The organism is Algoriphagus sp. 10J20-15, from assembly GCF_055809615.1.
In genome coordinates, this window is sequence record NZ_JBVVUG010000044.1 from 177,458 (window position 1) to 194,679 (window position 17,222).

The 17,222-nt window shown below is 38.3% G+C and carries 18 protein-coding genes; 2 read left to right on the plus strand and 16 right to left on the minus strand.

The window, feature by feature from the left end; translation table 11 throughout:
• Window positions 1–45 precede the first annotated feature (45 nt).
• Together AC0L6R_RS19155 and AC0L6R_RS19160 are read left to right on the plus strand one after the other, a co-directional pair.
• Window positions 46–1,146 (plus strand): Gfo/Idh/MocA family protein, encoded by a 1,101-nt coding sequence (locus tag AC0L6R_RS19155; protein WP_473272676.1) that lies wholly within the window; start codon window positions 46–48, stop codon window positions 1,144–1,146.
• Between the two features lie 246 nt (window positions 1,147–1,392).
• Window positions 1,393–1,572, plus strand: coding sequence for a histone H1 (locus AC0L6R_RS19160; RefSeq protein ID WP_091691154.1), 180 nt, complete (start codon window positions 1,393–1,395; stop codon window positions 1,570–1,572).
• A gap of 75 nt (window positions 1,573–1,647) precedes the next feature.
• Here AC0L6R_RS19160 and AC0L6R_RS19165 read toward each other — a convergent pair whose 3' ends face one another.
• The 16 genes from AC0L6R_RS19165 to tamL all read right to left on the minus strand — a co-directional run bounded on the left by AC0L6R_RS19165 (window position 1,648) and on the right by tamL (window position 17,211).
• On the minus strand, window positions 1,648–2,286 hold the full coding sequence (locus AC0L6R_RS19165; protein WP_283412664.1) for a hypothetical protein: 639 nt from the start codon (window positions 2,284–2,286) through the stop codon (window positions 1,648–1,650).
• 19 nt (window positions 2,287–2,305) lie between these two features.
• On the minus strand, window positions 2,306–2,854 hold the full coding sequence (locus AC0L6R_RS19170; protein ID WP_473272677.1) for a DUF4136 domain-containing protein: 549 nt from the start codon (window positions 2,852–2,854) through the stop codon (window positions 2,306–2,308).
• A gap of 208 nt (window positions 2,855–3,062) precedes the next feature.
• Window positions 3,063–3,656 carry an outer membrane beta-barrel protein gene (locus AC0L6R_RS19175; RefSeq protein ID WP_283412662.1) on the minus strand — a complete coding sequence of 198 codons (594 nt, stop codon included), beginning with the start codon at window positions 3,654–3,656 and terminating at the stop codon, window positions 3,063–3,065.
• A gap of 2 nt (window positions 3,657–3,658) precedes the next feature.
• Window positions 3,659–3,817 carry a hypothetical protein gene (locus AC0L6R_RS19180; protein ID WP_473272678.1) on the minus strand — a complete coding sequence of 53 codons (159 nt, stop codon included), beginning with the start codon at window positions 3,815–3,817 and terminating at the stop codon, window positions 3,659–3,661.
• Window positions 3,814–4,212, minus strand: a complete 399-nt coding sequence (locus tag AC0L6R_RS19185; RefSeq protein ID WP_473272679.1) for a DUF4136 domain-containing protein — start codon at window positions 4,210–4,212, stop codon at window positions 3,814–3,816. Before AC0L6R_RS19185 ends, AC0L6R_RS19180 begins: the two co-directional genes overlap by 4 nt.
• A 120-nt stretch (window positions 4,213–4,332) precedes the next feature.
• Window positions 4,333–4,803: a hypothetical protein gene (locus AC0L6R_RS19190; protein WP_473272680.1), complete on the minus strand. Its 471-nt coding sequence runs from the start codon at window positions 4,801–4,803 to the stop codon at window positions 4,333–4,335.
• A 127-nt stretch (window positions 4,804–4,930) separates the two neighbouring features.
• Window positions 4,931–6,142: a BamA/TamA family outer membrane protein gene (locus AC0L6R_RS19195; RefSeq protein WP_473272681.1), complete on the minus strand. Its 1,212-nt coding sequence runs from the start codon at window positions 6,140–6,142 to the stop codon at window positions 4,931–4,933.
• Window positions 6,142–7,332 (minus strand): porin, encoded by a 1,191-nt coding sequence (locus AC0L6R_RS19200; RefSeq protein ID WP_473272682.1) that lies wholly within the window; start codon window positions 7,330–7,332, stop codon window positions 6,142–6,144. Before AC0L6R_RS19200 ends, AC0L6R_RS19195 begins: the two co-directional genes overlap by 1 nt.
• 145 nt (window positions 7,333–7,477) lie before the next feature.
• Window positions 7,478–8,143 carry an outer membrane beta-barrel protein gene (locus AC0L6R_RS19205; protein WP_283412657.1) on the minus strand — a complete coding sequence of 222 codons (666 nt, stop codon included), beginning with the start codon at window positions 8,141–8,143 and terminating at the stop codon, window positions 7,478–7,480.
• Window positions 8,144–8,180: 37 nt separating this feature from the next.
• Window positions 8,181–10,511, minus strand: a complete 2,331-nt coding sequence (locus tag AC0L6R_RS19210; protein WP_473272683.1) for an OmpA family protein — start codon at window positions 10,509–10,511, stop codon at window positions 8,181–8,183.
• A 4-nt stretch (window positions 10,512–10,515) separates the two neighbouring features.
• Window positions 10,516–11,169, minus strand: coding sequence for a hypothetical protein (locus AC0L6R_RS19215; RefSeq protein ID WP_473272684.1), 654 nt, complete (start codon window positions 11,167–11,169; stop codon window positions 10,516–10,518).
• On the minus strand, window positions 11,141–11,683 hold the full coding sequence (locus AC0L6R_RS19220) for a hypothetical protein (RefSeq protein WP_473272685.1): 543 nt from the start codon (window positions 11,681–11,683) through the stop codon (window positions 11,141–11,143). The genes AC0L6R_RS19215 and AC0L6R_RS19220 overlap by 29 nt, the downstream gene beginning before the upstream one ends.
• A gap of 6 nt (window positions 11,684–11,689) precedes the next feature.
• Window positions 11,690–13,135 (minus strand): hypothetical protein, encoded by a 1,446-nt coding sequence (locus AC0L6R_RS19225; protein ID WP_473272686.1) that lies wholly within the window; start codon window positions 13,133–13,135, stop codon window positions 11,690–11,692.
• A 145-nt stretch (window positions 13,136–13,280) separates the two neighbouring features.
• Window positions 13,281–13,628, minus strand: a complete 348-nt coding sequence (locus AC0L6R_RS19230; RefSeq protein ID WP_473272687.1) for a phosphatase PAP2 family protein — start codon at window positions 13,626–13,628, stop codon at window positions 13,281–13,283.
• Window positions 13,629–13,865: 237 nt separating this feature from the next.
• The gene (hemF, locus tag AC0L6R_RS19235) at window positions 13,866–14,768 is read right to left on the minus strand and encodes an oxygen-dependent coproporphyrinogen oxidase (protein WP_473272688.1); all 903 of its coding nucleotides are present in this window, start codon (window positions 14,766–14,768) and stop codon (window positions 13,866–13,868) included.
• Window positions 14,769–14,787: 19 nt separating this feature from the next.
• Window positions 14,788–17,211 (minus strand): translocation and assembly module lipoprotein TamL, encoded by a 2,424-nt coding sequence (gene tamL / locus AC0L6R_RS19240; RefSeq protein ID WP_473272689.1) that lies wholly within the window; start codon window positions 17,209–17,211, stop codon window positions 14,788–14,790.
• Between the last annotated feature and the right edge of the window lie 11 nt (window positions 17,212–17,222).

Sequence of the window (17,222 nt, forward strand, 5' to 3'; positions counted from 1 at the left end):
TTAACTTGATAAGTGTATTAACATTCAAACCTTAAACCCAATATTATGAATTTAACCTCAAGAAGAAACACTTTGAAATCTCTTGCCTTAGGTGCAGGAGTAAGTTTGTTATCTCCTTTTAGTGTATTGTCTTCTACTATATCAAGAAAGGATAAGCTCGGCGTAGCTTTGGTTGGACTTGGCTACTACAGTACTGACTTATTGGCTCCAGCTCTAGAAAAAACTGAAAAATGCTATCTCGCTGGCATAGTCACTGGTACTCCATCAAAGGCAGCTATTTGGAAGGAGAAATATAAAATACCCAAGGAGAATATCTATAACTATGAGAATTTTGATTCTATTGCTGCAAATCCAGCTATAGATGTGATTTACATTGTGTTGCCACCATCTATGCATATGGAATATGTGATAAGAGCAGCTAAAGCAGGCAAACATGTATGGTGTGAAAAACCAATGGCTGTTACAGTCGAAGAGTGTCAGGCAATGATAGACGCTTGTAAGAAGGCCAATGTCTCCTTATCTATTGGCTATCGCTGTCAACATGAACCTAATACGCAGGCATTTCAAAAAATAGTAAAGGAACAAAGTCTGGGTAAGGTTTTAGGCCTAGATTGTGCCGCTGGATATCGCGAAAACCGTACAGATCACTGGAAGCAAAAACGTGAAATGGGTGGAGGGGTGATTTATGATATGGGGGTTTATTCTATTCAAGGAGCAAGACTTGGATCAGGTATGGAGCCAATTGCAGTGAACTCTGCTAAAGTCTGGACTGAGCGGCCGGAAATTTATAAAGATGGTTTGGGCGAAATTGTTGAGGCAGAATTGGAGTTTCCAGGTGGTGTAATAGGCACTATCAAAACCTCATTCGGTGGCAATATGAATTTTCTGAATATCAAATGCGAAAAGGGAATGATAGAAATGCAGCCTTTTTCTGCCTATGCAGGTAATAAAGGTAAGAGTCCATTAGGTGAAATAAATTTTCCTTTTCAGCAACCAATGGAACAAGTTTACCAAATGGACAATGATGCACAGACAATAATGGATGGTAAGCCTCAGTCCGTTCCGGGAGAAGAGGGATTAAGAGATATTCGAATTGTTCAGGCTATTCTAGAGTCTGCTGAAAAAGGCGAAAAAGTGATGATTTAAGTCCCTGAAAATACATCTTGGGGAATTTTCAGTTCATTTAGAGGTAATTTGTTAATTTTTAACCAAGATATTTTAGTTAATTTTTTGCATATAATATTGCCGAAAATTGAATAAAATGAAGGTTTTAATGCAAACGCCATTTTTCTGCACTAAAAATTAAAAATAAACGCTCAAACACTTCTAATGGCACTATAAATGATGTTTATTGTGTCTAATTACATTTTATAACCAACCAATAAAACGATTATGAGCAAACACCAAGAAGTGAAAGATTTGGTCGATTCTTTAGAAGCAGACTTTGCGAAATTCTACGAAAATGGCAACAAGGCTGCCGGTACTAGAGTAAGAACTGGAATGCAGGCACTTAAAAATCTTGCGCAAGAAATCAGAGCTGAAGTAACGGCGATGAAAAACGCAGCTAAATAAACAGTTTAGCGACAAACGAAAAAAAGCCCCGAGAGAATTTTCTCTCGGGGCTTTTTCATGAATTTATTTTTAAAATTATTTTGCAATAATTCCGTCCTTGATCAATTGATATTCTACAGATTGGGCAAAAGTTTTCGAGAATGATTCAATCGTGGAAGGGTTGGTAGTTTCGGATTGGGCTGACCAAACCAAAGCTTCTGTTTGTGCATCATACAGATTTATCTCTAAGTAATAATTTTTGTCTGTTGCATAGTATCCTGGATCGTACATTACTGGATTGTAGTAGGAGTAGTATCCATAAAATCTACCATAATATCCACCATAGCCCATAGGCGAGTACATGGTAGTTCCTGGTACATATCTCGTTTCAGATGTTTGATCCAAAAGCGCAACAGTAAGAATTGCGTCGTGCCCAGCAGCTTGAATTGCAGAGACTACTTTCTCTTTATTTTCAGGGGTAGCTTTGAAGCCTGGAGGGATGATGTCAAAGCTACTGTTGGCAGTAATACCATCCTCTTCTAGAATTGCATCTATGTCATTTTCTATAGTTTGTCTGGCAACTAGTTTGTCTGTCAACGCAGTAACAAAAATGTTGCTATATCCTCCTGCTTTTGCTTCAGGAGCTTTCCATGAACCTGTGATTTTTGTGCTAGGTGAGCATGCGGCCAGTGTCCCTATTAGCACTAAGGCGATGAATGAATTTAATTTCCTCATTATTTGATAGTTGTTTTAATTAGTTATTACTGTCTATTGACTCAAATACTTCTTGCACTGCATCTTCGATTGCCTCTTGTTTCTTTTCCTGTTTTGATGGGATGATTTTGGAAACTACTCCTACCCAGGCAGCTTCATTTGTCTTAGCATCTACTAAATGAATTGAAAGAGTGCCCTCTTTGTAGTTATTTACCACAATTTCTTCGCTTTGCCATGTATAGTTTCTTTGCCCTGTATACATAAAGGGATCGGTGGCGAGACTTGTTTCACGAGTTTGTTCTTTATTCTCGATCACAATTCCAAGGTTAATTTTCAATTCAGGATCTGAATTATCTTCTGAAAGGCCTCTTGCAGCGAGCTGCTTTGCTATTTCCTGTTTAAGATAAACCACAGACTGGGAAAAAGCTGGAACTTCAGTTTCACTTTGATCTACTTCTAGAAAAGAATAAGTCTTATACGTAGAAAGCTTAAAATCGTCATAAAGTCCGGGCTCAACTGTGACATTTGTAGCAGTACAACCCATAAACATAATTATCAGAAACAGGAGTGGTAAAGTAGACTTTGTCATGATTAATATGAATTTATATAGCTCTAATTTACTAAAGAAATATGATTTAAGGAGGTAGGAATTCAATACTAATTTAATATAATTTAGTTTGAATTTTGACCTTCAAAAGAAACTGTTTAATCATCAAGAGATCTTACAGGTAGAAAAATCGGCAAGTAGAACTAGTTGTTTTACTTGCCGGATTATTGCTTAACTATTCAGTAGTTAATTATCGTATGAAAACGATACCAAAATCAAGCCCTACAGTAGATTGACCATCTAAATTGCTGCTGCTAAATGATTGGTAGTATTTGGCTCCTAATCTGAACCCTACATTTTGTGCTGGTCTGTATAATATTCCGAGTTCAGGTCTCAAAGCAAATTGCCAATGAGTTTCCTCTGAAGAAAACACACCCATATCAATTCTTCTATCATGCGCTATTGTCCCAAGTCCCAAACCAGCATATGGTCTGAATTCACCAGTTCTGTTAGCAAAGTAAGTACCTGTGACTAAAATAGGATAGTTGTTTTGATAGCGGTATTGAACTCCAGATAGAGAGGCTGATCCTTCAGTATATACTTTGCTTTCTTCTCTTTTGTATAAAGTATAACTACCTATTTCTCCACCTATAGCAAAATTAGGTTTAATGAATCGTTGGTATTCCAACTTGATCCCTCTGCCAGAAACCTGATCTATGTAATCTGAAGTGGTACCAGTTGGGATACTTACAGAATAGTTGATTGAGAAGAAGGATGATTGGGCTTGCGCAACTCCAGCAACTACCATTACCAGAAGTGCTGCTAATATGATTGACTTTTTCATGATTATTTAGCTAGGTATGGTGATTGAGAAAATGCTTGGTCAATAGTTGTATTAATTCTACTGTTAATTGCAGAAGTACTTCCTTCTAGCAAACCATTGATTACTGATGTCCAAACAACAGGAATCTGATCATTTTCCGAGATATTATTAGGGTCGGTCATCTGCAGCAATACTGTTCCAGTACGCACAGAAGAAACTTGCGGTGGGTAATATCCAGGGTAGTACCAGCTCCATCCTGGACCCATCCTGGATAGAACCAGTTCCAATACCACCAATCGTAGTAAAAGAAAAGCTGGTCTGTCTGAATCACTGAGGGTAGAATAATCAAATCAGGATTTGCACTCTTATCTACCTCGGTGTACCCCGCATTTCTCATATTAGTTCTAATTGAAGCTAATATTGCAGCGGTATAGCCTGGAGAAACATATTCCGGCTCATAATTACCACCTGCTCCGTTGATAAATTGTCCTTCGATTTTGACAATCTTATCCGGAACAGCAAATGTATTATTAGAAGCAAAATTATGGTTGACATCTGTAATTGGTATAGACGACATCCAATTCGTCTATATACTCAGCCCCATCAGGAGTACATGACAGCAGCATGCACCATCCTAATACTCCTATTCCTAGTAGTTGTAGTTTTTTAAGCATAAAATTTATTTTGGTTTGTTTTCTTATTGATCTATGAATGGCAATTCCTGTTGCATTGCATTCCTAATCGTATTGTGGATATAGGTGTCTATTTGCATAAACTTGGCAGCATCGAATGCTGAGGTAGCTTTCTTGAATTTTTTATAATATGCTGAATGAAGTTTAGAAAGCTCCAAGTCATTTTTAAATGTTCGCTTGGCTAAGTTATCTGCTTCTTCCTCACCGATAGTCTCATATTCTGTCAAAAAATCGTTGATGATATTCATGCGTTCTCTAGCTATCAGAGTTCTTTCTGCCTCATAGGCCTGATATATCGTCCAAAAACCAGGCGCTACAGATTCTGGTAAATCCATATAGCCTTCGATGATTTGTTTTTTGTCCATACCAAAAGCGGACTGAATAATAGTGATCTCATCTTCCAATTCGCTTTGCGCAAAGGATGTTTGGAAGGAAATGAGAATTAAGAACCCTGAAATTAAAAGTGCTTTTTTCATAAATGTTGGATTTAAAAACTGAAAACATCTTAAAGACAAAGTTATACTTAATTAAGTTTTAGAGTGAAAAAAAATGAAGGAATAATCCTAAAAACTATTGAAATTAGGTATCAAGGCCTAAATATAGCTAAAAGGACTCGTTGATATTCAAGTAAAAGCCTGAATTACCTTTTTGTCCAAATCCATAATCAGCCGTTATAGTGGTACGCTTTTCTTTATTGATCATTACCCGTAGCCCCACCCCGTATCCTGGATTGATGGTTTCCATGAGTTTCTCTCCTGTCATTTTACTACTGAAAGAGGCCGCATTCAGGAATATAGTACCTCCAAAAAGATCTTTGTTTTTCATGAGTGGGAAGCGGTATTCTACTTCTGAGTACAGCATGTTTTCACCTCTGAATCTTCCTTGGGAATAACCTCTGCCACTTCGCCCAAACATATCCCAGCCAATACTCGGTAGATTCATATAAGGCAGATCTCCTGATACCAAAAAGTTTCCCATCGCCCATGCAGCTATAATATGTCTTTTCCGAGTTTCACTTAGGTTGAAATAATGTCTATAGTCAAGTAGGAGTGTAGAGGAAGATTTGTCAGACCCTAGAAACTCCGGGTTGATTTTGTAGGAAATCATAGCATAATTATGCTCATAGGGAGAGACTGCTACATCACGATTCTCCATGATTCCATTTAAGGAAATTCCAGATAAAGTGTATTGATCCACTGGAACTCCTATAGATTCATTGTAGTAGTCATGACTAAATTCAGCATTGAAGTCTATCAAGTCATCGCCTATTAGATAACTTTCAATTTTTTGATGGATATCCAAATGATACCCAACACCAAGATAGAATTTGCTAAACCCTACTCTCCGCAGTATAGTCTCATGAAAGCGGATCAACGTAAAATCCATCTGCTGCTCTCCAACAATCACTGACTCTTGGCCGATTTGTTCCAAATCAAAGTCATTCGGAGTGAAGCTACCTAGGCCATAAGTAGGCTGTGATGTGATGAAATAGCGCCAATCACCAATCAGATTCCACTGATCATCAGCTAGAAATACATTACTCTTTGAACTAATAATCCACTGCTTTTTAGTGGTGTATAAAAAGTTGAAAACCAAATTTGATTGGTGGGTAGATATGGGATCTCCCATAAACCAAGAAGTGGAAGCTGCCACACCAAACATCCAGCCATTGGCGGGATTGTATGCAACGGCAGGCAATGGCAAAATACTGAAATTGTTAATCCGATTTGGAGTATAAGTTATCGTGTCAATTTCCTGCGCATTCACACTAAGACCTGCTATGCAAAACAAAAAAATAAGCTGGAGCTTTTTCATTAGAATGAAATGTCTAGTTGAAGCCTGAAACGTAATTCATCGTCTTGAGGAAGTTCCTTATCTTGGAAAGTAAATCGAGTTAGTTCTGTGGTCAATTTATTTTTATGTCCAGAAAAGAACCAGTTAAAAGCTACTGCTGCCTCTCGTTGTTTATTACTTGTAATCTCTAGATCTGGATTAACTACTGCATACCTAAATGCTATTTCCAAAGGCTCTGGCCAGAAATTCAGCGCTTGATGAACAAGATAACCTGCTGTTAAATAGTATCCACCAAGATTAGTCTCTATTTCGTCAAAGTTGTCGTAGATACTTTTACGATGAAATTCACTTGACCAAGAGAAACCTTTATAGATAAATGCAGACTCTATCTGATACTGTTTCACGGTGTACTGACCATCGTTTGTGCCTTCATATCCAGAAAGATTTCCTCCTCCTGAAGTTGAAAACCTAGTGTAAGGACTCGTATTGGTCACAGCAGCTATGGCAATAATTGCGGCTGGTTTTTGAGATATTTTCAAATCACCTCCAGAAAAAGGCACTTCTCTGCCTAGGAAATTCCATTGAAATCTACCGAAATACATCATTTTGGAATCGTCATTTTGACGTGCACCTCTTCCCAGTCCGGTTAAAATAGCTGCCCAATAGTTGAAATTCGCAATTCCTCCTCCGTTTAAATTTCCATAGACTTCTACTCCCTGTTGCCTGTCTACTGTAAACTTCCTATTCAATAGTGATCGATCTACAAATTGCTGATCTCCACTGCTAATAAATCTTTCTCGTGTGAATTCCACCTTCCATTGTCCAGCTTTAAAGTTTAACCAGGGCCATTTTTCGATCATTACCCTGTAGTCAAGGAGAAGGCTTTGGGATAGCTCGTACTCGAAGTAATATTTTATCCAAGGCTGATAAGCATGACCACCAACTTTTAATCTAGCTCTATTTATCTTAAAGACACGTTGATCCTGATTTCGGAAATCCGCGAAAGTTATTGGATCCTGATCATCAGGCAGTGCAAACCTAAGTTGTAATCGGGCTGCGATTTGCATTTCATAATTACCGTCTTCACTTTTAAGAATAAATCCCTTTGAGGTATGATTGAGAAATGATTCCTTTTTTTCAGTCTTTGTTTGAATGCTATCTGATTCTTGGGCAATTGAAGGTGTAAATCCTATAATGAGAAGTAAACACAATACAACTGTTCGAGTGGTAGTTAAGAAATGCACTTTGACTGATTATTAAATGAAATGCTTCGTAATTTGAAGCGCAAATAACGCAAAAACCATCGAGAATAATTGGGGTTTCTCGATGGTTTTCAATTGAAATGGGATTTTGAAACTATTTTGCAGGCTGAGGTATTCTAAAAACCAAACCTCCTTCTAAGCCAAATTGATATAAGCTGGAATAACTTGAAAGACCTCCTCCAACTCCTCCTGTACCAAAGTAAAGACCGCCGCCAATAGCTTGAGTTGCTGAGAATAATGAAGCTTGAACTCGAATAGCAATATTTTCGGCTAACCAAAAATTAGATCCTCCACGGATATTCCAGGCAAACTTTGTGGCAGAATTTTCATTGCCATTGTCGGGATTTGAAACATTAAATATACCCAACCCAAAACCCGCTCCAGCAAATGGCTCTACGATTTCATTCACCTTGAAATACCTCGTGCCATTCAACATGATCCAGTTGATGGCCATATCGAAATCAGTGTTTTGGATTTGTCCCCCAAAAATGCCACCATCTTGATAAATCGTAGGCGCATTAGTGTCTTGACGTAGATACTGGAGTTCGATTGCTCCTTTATTTGGGATATGGTACTCTATCCCTGCTCCCCATCTCAATCCATCTTGAATCTGACCGTTGAAATAGGAACTACTAGAATAATATGAATCTACATTATCTTTAAATACATACCCAGCGTAGGTGTTGATTCTTAATTCCTGTGCATATGATATGGCTGTAATCGCGGTAAGCAAAAAGAGGGTTGTGAATACCTTTTTCATCTCATTGAAAGTTTAGTTTCTTTAATTTATATATGATTTATTTTTTTAATACACGAATTTCTACTTTTCGGTCTGTTTCAACAGACCCTTTAGATCTTCCTCTCACGATTAATCCCCCGTTGCTAACTGTTATCCGTTCTGCATCTATTTTGTAATAATCAGTGAAAGCCTCGGTGACAGCAGCTACACGTTTTTCAGTAAGTGCGAGATTGTAGGCTACCGAACCGGTGTTATCTGCAAATCCAACTAACTCTACCACTACATCCTCATTTTTCTTTAAGAATTCTGATATAGGTTCAAGTTTTTCGCGCTCTTCATCAGCTAGCGTAGATTCATTTATTGCAAAGTACACTTCTACTTTACTTTCATTAAGTAACGTTTCTATGTTCTTTTCGATTACTTCCGTGACGGTCACTGTGTCCACCATACGTGGGAGATTTGAGAGACTGTCTATAAGTATTGAGTCCATAGCTATGCGGGCACGTAGTGTAGAGTCATTTGCCGCTGCTAATTCTTCTGTCTTTTTATCTCCACTAGAGGTAATTGCTGCCGTGGTTGCTGCAGTACCTCCTACGAGCGAGGCATCCTTGAGGACTTCATTGTTTTTCTTGTCTAGCTTCTCCTGTTTCTTTCTGTTTTTCTCTAATTTCTTAGCGGTTTTGTCATCCATAGCTTCAGTGTTGATCGTCAACTCTTGAGGGGCCGCTTCGACTTGCTCGGGAGTTTCATACACCGGGATTTTATTTGCAAAGGCCATCATCATGGCAGAATCTCTTGTCGCTTGGGCTGTAAGCATATCAGCACGGAACTTCTCCATTTCCTCATCAAATTTCTCCCGTGTCATTGTTTCAGGATTTGATGCCGATCTTGATGAAGCAGATTGTGCTTGTGAGGCTGAATCTAGAGACAATACTGATCCGTTGCTGGAATATAAAATTCTACTTACCTGACCAGGATATATAATTAATTCCTTCATCATAGACGCAGAGTCAATAGATGAAGTGGTGGTGTTAATTTGAATAGAATTGAGAGAGTCCAGTTTGAATTGGTTTTCTAAAGCAAGGGTATTCAAAGTTGTCATTTTCCCCTGGGCTATGGATTTTTCACCTTCTAAGTTCTGTACTCTGGCTTGTGTCACGGATTCAGAAACGCTTGAATCTTGCTGGGCAAGAGCAATTGTCTCATCAATGCCTGCTAACTCACGTTCAGTTGATGCCATTTCTTCATTCACCCGCGCTCTACTGTTCTGCAGAGAATCTCTCATGGCTTTTATTTGTACCAAAGCAGCCGAGTCTGTTACTGTTTGCGTTCTTAGTGATTGTCTAGTTTCAGGTAGCTGAATTACTGTGAAGTAATTATTGGTAATAGCTTGTGCCCCCATTTTAGCTCTTTCCAGCGAGTCTTCTCTAGCCAATTGAGAATTTGAAAGCTCAGTTGGGACGTAAGTGTAGCGCTGCGTAATTACAGGTGGATTGAAGGATTTTTTATTAGCACCTAGACTGAATTTAATACCTATTCCATGGTAAATGTACCAGTCAGGACGGCCGTTCTCCATTCCTCTATATGGGTTTTCAGCAGGTACTATATTGGTGCCTGGCTTTGCTGCATATGCTTGGAAATCATTGTCATAAGTGGATCTGTAAAGCCCGGACACATCATCCAAATAATCAGTGTTAGTTCTCTTGAAATCTGATTGGGCAAATATTTCAATGGTTTTTGTGATTCTGAAACGTACGCCTAAACCAAGATTGGCATAGTAGGAACTTGTTTTATAATTATCAGATCGCTCTGTCCCTAATGATGTCAAGTCAGTTTCGAAAGTTCCATCAGGAATTACATTAGGGTTGTTATAATCGTATCGATTTCCATCAGCATCAAGCAAGTCTCCTTTGACGCTGAAGCTTTGAACCCCTAAGCCTAAAGTCAGGTAGGGTGCAAAGAATGACTTTCCTGATAGCAGCCAATTGTTATCAGGCTTGATTACAAAAGATAATCCTGCATCATATACATCCGTCTGAAAATTTAATGCACGATCAAATGAAGGACTCTCAGTATAGAGCGTTCCATCATTTTGTATAAACCTATCACTGGAACCAAATTGATAACTGCCTCCTGTAAGCATTAATCCCACGGAATTTCCAAGTGCGTATTCTATAGAAACTTGATAGGATAGTTGCTCTGAATAGGTTTTGTAGCGTTTATAGTATTGTGTAAAATTCTGGAAATTATCTGCTTTAAGAGGACGAATATCTCCAAAGTAGTTGGTGGTGCCAGCACTTGCTCCAAATCTCCATTTGTAGCCATGCAGTTGAGCCTGTGCAGAATAGGCAAAGGCAAAAGCGAGAATTAATAAACTTAGCTTTTTCATGTCCCTATCTTTTTTTGTTTCCAATACCCAACCAAAGATTGAATTCAGCACTTATTCCAACAAATGGTTGGAAGGATTTTGCGCTTTGCCCACTAAGTTGCTCGGTGGTGATGAATGTCCCTCCGGCGTTTAACCGGATGAATCTGAAGAAATTATAACCCAAGCCTACATAAATAGGTCTATCTAAAACTGGTCCTGAGATTTTTTCGCCAAGTTGGTTTTCCATTTTATTGGACAAAAAGAAGCCTGTTGAGATGGACATGTTATTCATGAATCTAGCAAATGTTCTATTTCCAAGAGGAAAGGAAATTCCTGCATAAGGGCTGGTCACAAATTCCTGATCTGGCAATCCTTTACTTAGGGAGATAGCTCCATAGCCCACATTGATAGGTAGGGAATTTGCTGTTTTTTCAGTAGGATAACTATCAAAGGTATTTTCATTTACTCTTACCAGCATATTAGGACTTAGGTATTGATCTACTTCTGAGAAGAGTATGTTCTCTAAATCGGTAATGTATTCATCCGCAAACAATGCCCTAGCGTTATCAGCTTCCGACATTCCGGTTACATTATACTTTGCCTTGCCCATTTTCAGCTTTCCTCTTTGCTCCAGTTTTGCTTTGGTGATGTCACTGAATTCCAGGGAATTTCTCTCCATTTGGCAATTCAAAATAATAAGCACCCTGCTCAACAATTTTTGATAGATTGTTGATCAAAACTTCATCTGACTCTGAAAATTTTATTCCTCCTTTTTTGATCGTAGTGACGGTACTAAGGTAGGTTTTGATGTTTTGATGAATGAGCGAACGCACCTCCGTGATCTGATCGGCGCCAGCTTTTTGGTAATAACCAAATTCTAAATAATAGTCAGTGTTTGACCGCAGTGGATCAGCCACTAATAGGTGATAGGAGAGGTCATCATAACCAAATGGAGCTTTCCAAAAATATGTATAGCCCGCCTTGTCGGTTTTTTTAGATGGGTAAATCAACAGCTTTACCATTTCTATTTTTTCAGGAATTGATCCCTGTATATAAAACTCTTCCTCAGTCGGAAGAGGTTTACCACCGTTTATTTTGCCAGTGATCAGGTCTAAATTGACTGTAGTCACTTGAGCTTTAATTTCTTGTGACCAAAATCCAAAGACTAAAGCAAAGAATATAAGTTTTTTCATAGTCTGTTAATTGAATTTCTTAAAATTGAATGCATACCCTATTAAAAGTCCAAAATTTGTATATCCTGCTTTAGTCACAACTAGTGCGCCTTCCAGCAGTTGATCTGCTTCTACATTGTAAAAACTACCCCTTTGTAAATATTCTTGAGTTGAACCAAAACTATAAATAATACCAAGTGTTAGGCTGCTCCGAGATTTTTTTATTTCTGTACCCATTGATATATGGAAGATATCCCATTGAGTGATTTCGGATTTTAATTGTCTGCTTTCTACACTTTCTTTATCAAAATAGCTGAAATCAGTTCTAAAGCTCCCTAATAATGTGATATTTTCTTTCCATCGATTTTCATATCCAATCGCAAAATTTGTAACTGGTTTCATTGCTGTTTCTACATTTAAAAAATCCTGACTGTCGATTGAATTTCCATTATCGGGTCTAACAAGTGTTCCCGGGGATGCATTTATAATTCTATATCTGTCAAATCCTCCAAAGTGGGTGAGGTTGAAACTAATGATAGAACGATTAAAAGCTTTATGAGCACCAAATGCTATTTCAAATGGAGATTTATAATTAGTTTTTAATTTTTCCTGTCGATCTGAAGCAAATGCGGTTAAAGGCTGATCTGAGCCAGCAGTATTAATATTAGATAGGGTAAGATCCTGTGCTACTGTACCATTGCCTAGCCAGTCAAGTCCTGGACTAGTCACTGCCAACCCGAAACCATAACTGTCATTCTGATAGTTTAAGCCTAATTTTAATGCGGTTCGCAAGGCGAAATAGTTAATGAATTCATTTTGAGTTCTAGCCATCAAAATGTAATCTTCATTGTTCGTTAATGCTTTTGCAGAGAATCGGTAAGAATAGTTGACTGTGCGAATGGTATTCAATAGACTTATCCCAAACCCTAAATTAGAGCTTAGTTTTCTGCCGATCCCAAGAGCTACTGTCGTCTCTTGGACTTTGGTAATAATGCCTGATTCAGAGACTACTTCTTCTTTACCTGGACTTAATTCCTCTCCTGCGACATCGAATTCCCCCACTATTCTAGCTACTCCATTGAAATTAAAACTTACAGGAGTAAGTAAGCCATAACTCAGATTCCAATCTGATTTTGTGGCAAGCGATCCACTCACTAGCAGCGGGACAGTATTGAATTGAATGCCTTTAAAATCAGCTCGTTGACCTAGTGCATTTTGAATGTTTATGTTTTCTAGACCATAGAGGTTGGCATTTATAGAAAGAGAAGTGGTGTCCAAGTAGCCGAGGTTACCAGGATTATAAAATACTCCAGCATTGTCCAACGTATCAGTGAGCACAGCACCACCAAGGAGAGCAGCTCTAGTACCAAATTGTTTGCTCCAGTGATGCGTGTCCTGAGCATGAAGGTCTACACCTATAGCCAAAGGCAGAAAAAGCAGGCAACATAATTTTCGAAAAAGAGAATAATACATTCGGCTGGCGTCTAATTAAAAGTCAGAAAGCTATTCAATAAAAAACCTTCCCCAAATTTAAAAACTCTAAGGAAAAAAGTACTTGAATTTGAATAATGTTTAAAAAATAGAATGATTTTAATAAAACTATGGGTATTTCTGTGTATCAATCTTTAAGTATTAGTTTTAAAATCTCTCTTCTGACAAACACTATAATAAACCAGCTAATAAACCCTGCCAAAACACCGACAATTCCTCCTACCAGTATATCTGTAGGATAGTGCACCCCTAAATATATTCTGGTATAGGATATTACCGCTGCCCATAAAAACAACCAAGGCAAGAATCGAAGTTTTCCTTTCATTTTTAAATTAAGAAAAGTGGCAAACCCAAATGTATTTGCTGCATGGGACGAAGCAAACCCGTATAATCCGCCACACCTCCCATAATTATGAATCATTCCTGACCATCGCTCATCATGGCAAGGCCGCAAACGTTCAAATAGGGGTTTCATTAGACCTGATGTAGTCTGATCTGCCAAAAGTATTGTTAAAGCAATGCCACCAAATACCCACCAGCTACTTTTTCGGGTCACTCTTATAAATGAAATACAAAACGATTAAGTAGAAGGGTATCCAAGTGATCGTTTGAGTGATTTGGAAAAATACCGCGTCTAGCCAATCAACGTGATAGGAATTCAACCAGAGGAATAATTCTTCATCCCAGTTTTTGAGTTTTTCTAACATAAGTTTTAAGCTAACCAGTCAATTCCTTTCTTTAGAAGACTTTGTGTCAATTCTTCTTGTGAGCCAATTTCTGGTTCATGCATATATTCCCACTCGGCCGTAGGAGGCATACTCATCAAGATACTCTCAGTTCTTCCATTGGTGTCCAAGCCAAACTTAGTTCCTGCATCCCAAACGAGATTAAACTCTACATAGCGTCCCCTTCTTAGATTTTGCCATGCTTTTTCATTTTTACCAAATGGAATTTGAGAGTTTTTCTTCATGAAATACCCGTAAATAGCTGGAAATAAACGTCCTAAGGACAAGCTGAATTGTAAGATATGCTCAAACTCCTGATCGTCTTTAGCCTTTAGTCTATCGTAGAAAATACCTCCGATTCCACGTGTTTCATCTCTATGCTTGATGTAAAAATAATCATCTGCCCAGTTCTTGAATTTCGGATAATAGTCTACATTATATTCATCGCAGACTTTTTTTATTTCTTGGTGGAAATATTTTGCATCTGCCACATCTATATAGTGTGGAGTTAAATCTATTCCTCCTCCAAACCAATATTCCCCATTTTCCATTTCAAAATAACGAATGTTCATGTGGATAATCGGAACCATTGGACTTTTTGGATGCAAGACTATAGATACGCCTGTAGCAAAAAAGTCAGTTTGATCTAAGTTTAGCTTTTTTAGAATTTTATCAGGGGTTGGCCCATGCACAGCCGAGAAAGCAACCCCGCCTTTTTCAATAATTTGTCCATTTTTAAAAATTCGGGTTCTACCGCCACCACCAGCTGGTCTTTCCCACTTGTCTTCGATAAACTTGCCAGATCCATCGGCTATTTCTAGTTGGCTACAGATGTAATCCTGAATTTGGCTGTAGATTTCAGCTATTTCTTCTTTGCTCTTGCGTGACATTTTTATTGTAATTCTTTTATTAGAAGGGATAACCTATGCCAAAGTTAAGCACAGTTTGACCTTTTAAACCAAAGAGTCTATTGAAGGATATATTATCCAACACATAGCGCTCTCCTTCAGGCATTGAGGGATCTACTGCTTTGGTAGCCAAGTCAAGCCTGATTACCAAGAAATTGAAATCCATCCGTAAACCTACTCCAGCTCCCACTGCTATTTCTTTATAGAACCTATTAAATCTAAAATCAGATCCTGGACGCGAGCTATCAGTACCGATCATCCAAGCATTTCCTGCGTCGACAAAAACTGCCATGTCGAAATATCCAGCCAAGTTTCTTCGATATTCCAACATAGTTTCAAAGATCATCTCTGAAGGTTGCTCGAAAGCATAATCATACCGTCCTTTTTCGCCTATAGGAGGTGTATAGCTTCCTGGACCTAATCGCCTCGCTTGCCAAGCTCTTATACTTGTACCTCCACCTGCGAAAAAATACTTTTCGTACGGGAGAATTCCGCTACTCACTCCATAGGGGTTTGCTATTCCAAAATTAGCGCGATAAGCAATAGTAGACTTTTGGTTTAAGGGATAATATCTTCTGAAATCAGCTTGAAGTTTTAGCCATTGGAATCGGGCAAAATCAGTAGTTTCGTTATTGCTTGATGCGTTTACAAAATTCAGAGTAGTTCCGCCACTTTCTACAAAGAGCTTGAGCAGCGACGCTTTATTGGTTGAATTATAGTTGCCATAATCATTGAAGTTAATGATAGACTGAGCAGATACGCTACTGATTAAAGATGGAAGAAAAGACCAGATTAGGTTGTTTCCCTGGTCTTCCAAATCCAGCAATACCTGCCCAAATTCATCAGAAATATTAGGTGTTCTAATGTAATTAATATCTGCAGCATTGATGGTGAACTGCTGTCTATTGCCTCGGGTAACCCAGGTATATGCGAGAAGTGCATTGAGACCAGAACGGGTGTATTCCGGGCGATTAGTATAATTATAGCCAAGTTGGGTTCTAGTGTTTGGATTGTACTGTCCAAACTTCTGTAAGCTTATTCCATAAAATGGAATAAGGAATCTTGGGAAAATAACAGAGGCAGATGCGCCAAATTCCTTACTTTGGTAAACTCCCTGATCTGTTGCTGATGCTACTCCTTCATAACCTATTCGTGCGTTGAACTCCAGAATTTCCCCCGCTCTAAAGAAATTTCTGTTTCTCAGCACAGTACTGAAGAATGGCCCGGGCAATTGCTCTGTTATGCTCAAACCTAGCTGATTGGTCAGCTGATATTTCTGATTAGGCTGAGTTAGGATCTTGGCCGTAAGACGCGTCCCAACAGTATCAAATGAAATGTTTATATACCTGAAGAGGTCAAGGTTACTTAACTGCTTTTGAGTTTCTACGATGTCTATTCGCTTGTAAATTTGCCCTTCATCAAACAATATTCTGGAGCTAAGGAGTTTTGTGGAAAAACGATCTCTATAAAATGTAAAGTCAATATCACGATAGTTTCGCTGGATTTTTTCATCCACAAACTCATCACTAGGCGGACTTATTTTGAAAGTGATTGAATCAACACTATAGACTTCATGCTTATCTGCAAAAGAGGGCTTGAGGATCCGTTGCTCAACGTTAATTTTTTTGGAAGTTGTATCGTAATAGAGATTGTAATCGATAAAACTTTTTGTAAACATGTAATATCCATTGTTTTTGAAAAGCTCTTCAAGACGTGCTCTTTCTTTAGTGAAATTGCTTTGATCGTAGCTATCTCCTTTTACTATAAATGATTTTGTGTTTGTTTCTCTGATCAAGGTTAATAAGCCTTCATTCACCGAGTTGGTATAAATCGAATCTAGTACGTAGGGTTCTTTTTCTTCCAGAATATATGTTACTGTCGCTTTTTTCTTTTTGGTCTCTACTTCAAAGGAGACTTGAGCATCCAAAAAACCTTTATTATAGAGGTAATTATCAATTTCTATTACCGTTTTTTTGGTTTCTGCACTATCAAGGATAGTCACCGGATTTCCTGTTCTCATTAGGAAATTGCCATATTCTTCCATTTTTTCCAGATCCTGAATTTTTGTCTGGACTTTATCACGCTTTTTAATAAGCTTTCGATTTGTCTGTTCTTCATCAAGAGATGTTTTTATCTCTTGTAGTTCCGATTCTTTCAGAGCTAGTTTTGCTCTCACTTTCGCAGAATCGTAAAAGAGCTGACCAAATCTGTAAATACTCACCCCGAGGGAGGAATTGGTAAGTGGGATTCTGGTATTAGGTTCTTGAAAAAATAAATTCTCAATTTCAAGATGATTAGCTTTCTGTACTCCCTTAAGCTCATTATTCTCAAGGACATACTTGCCCTCAGGCAAATTTTTGCTCAGCGAGCACGCATACATGGCCCAGAGGACACAGATAAAAAGTATATATTTGGTGAATTTCAAAATGGCAGAGT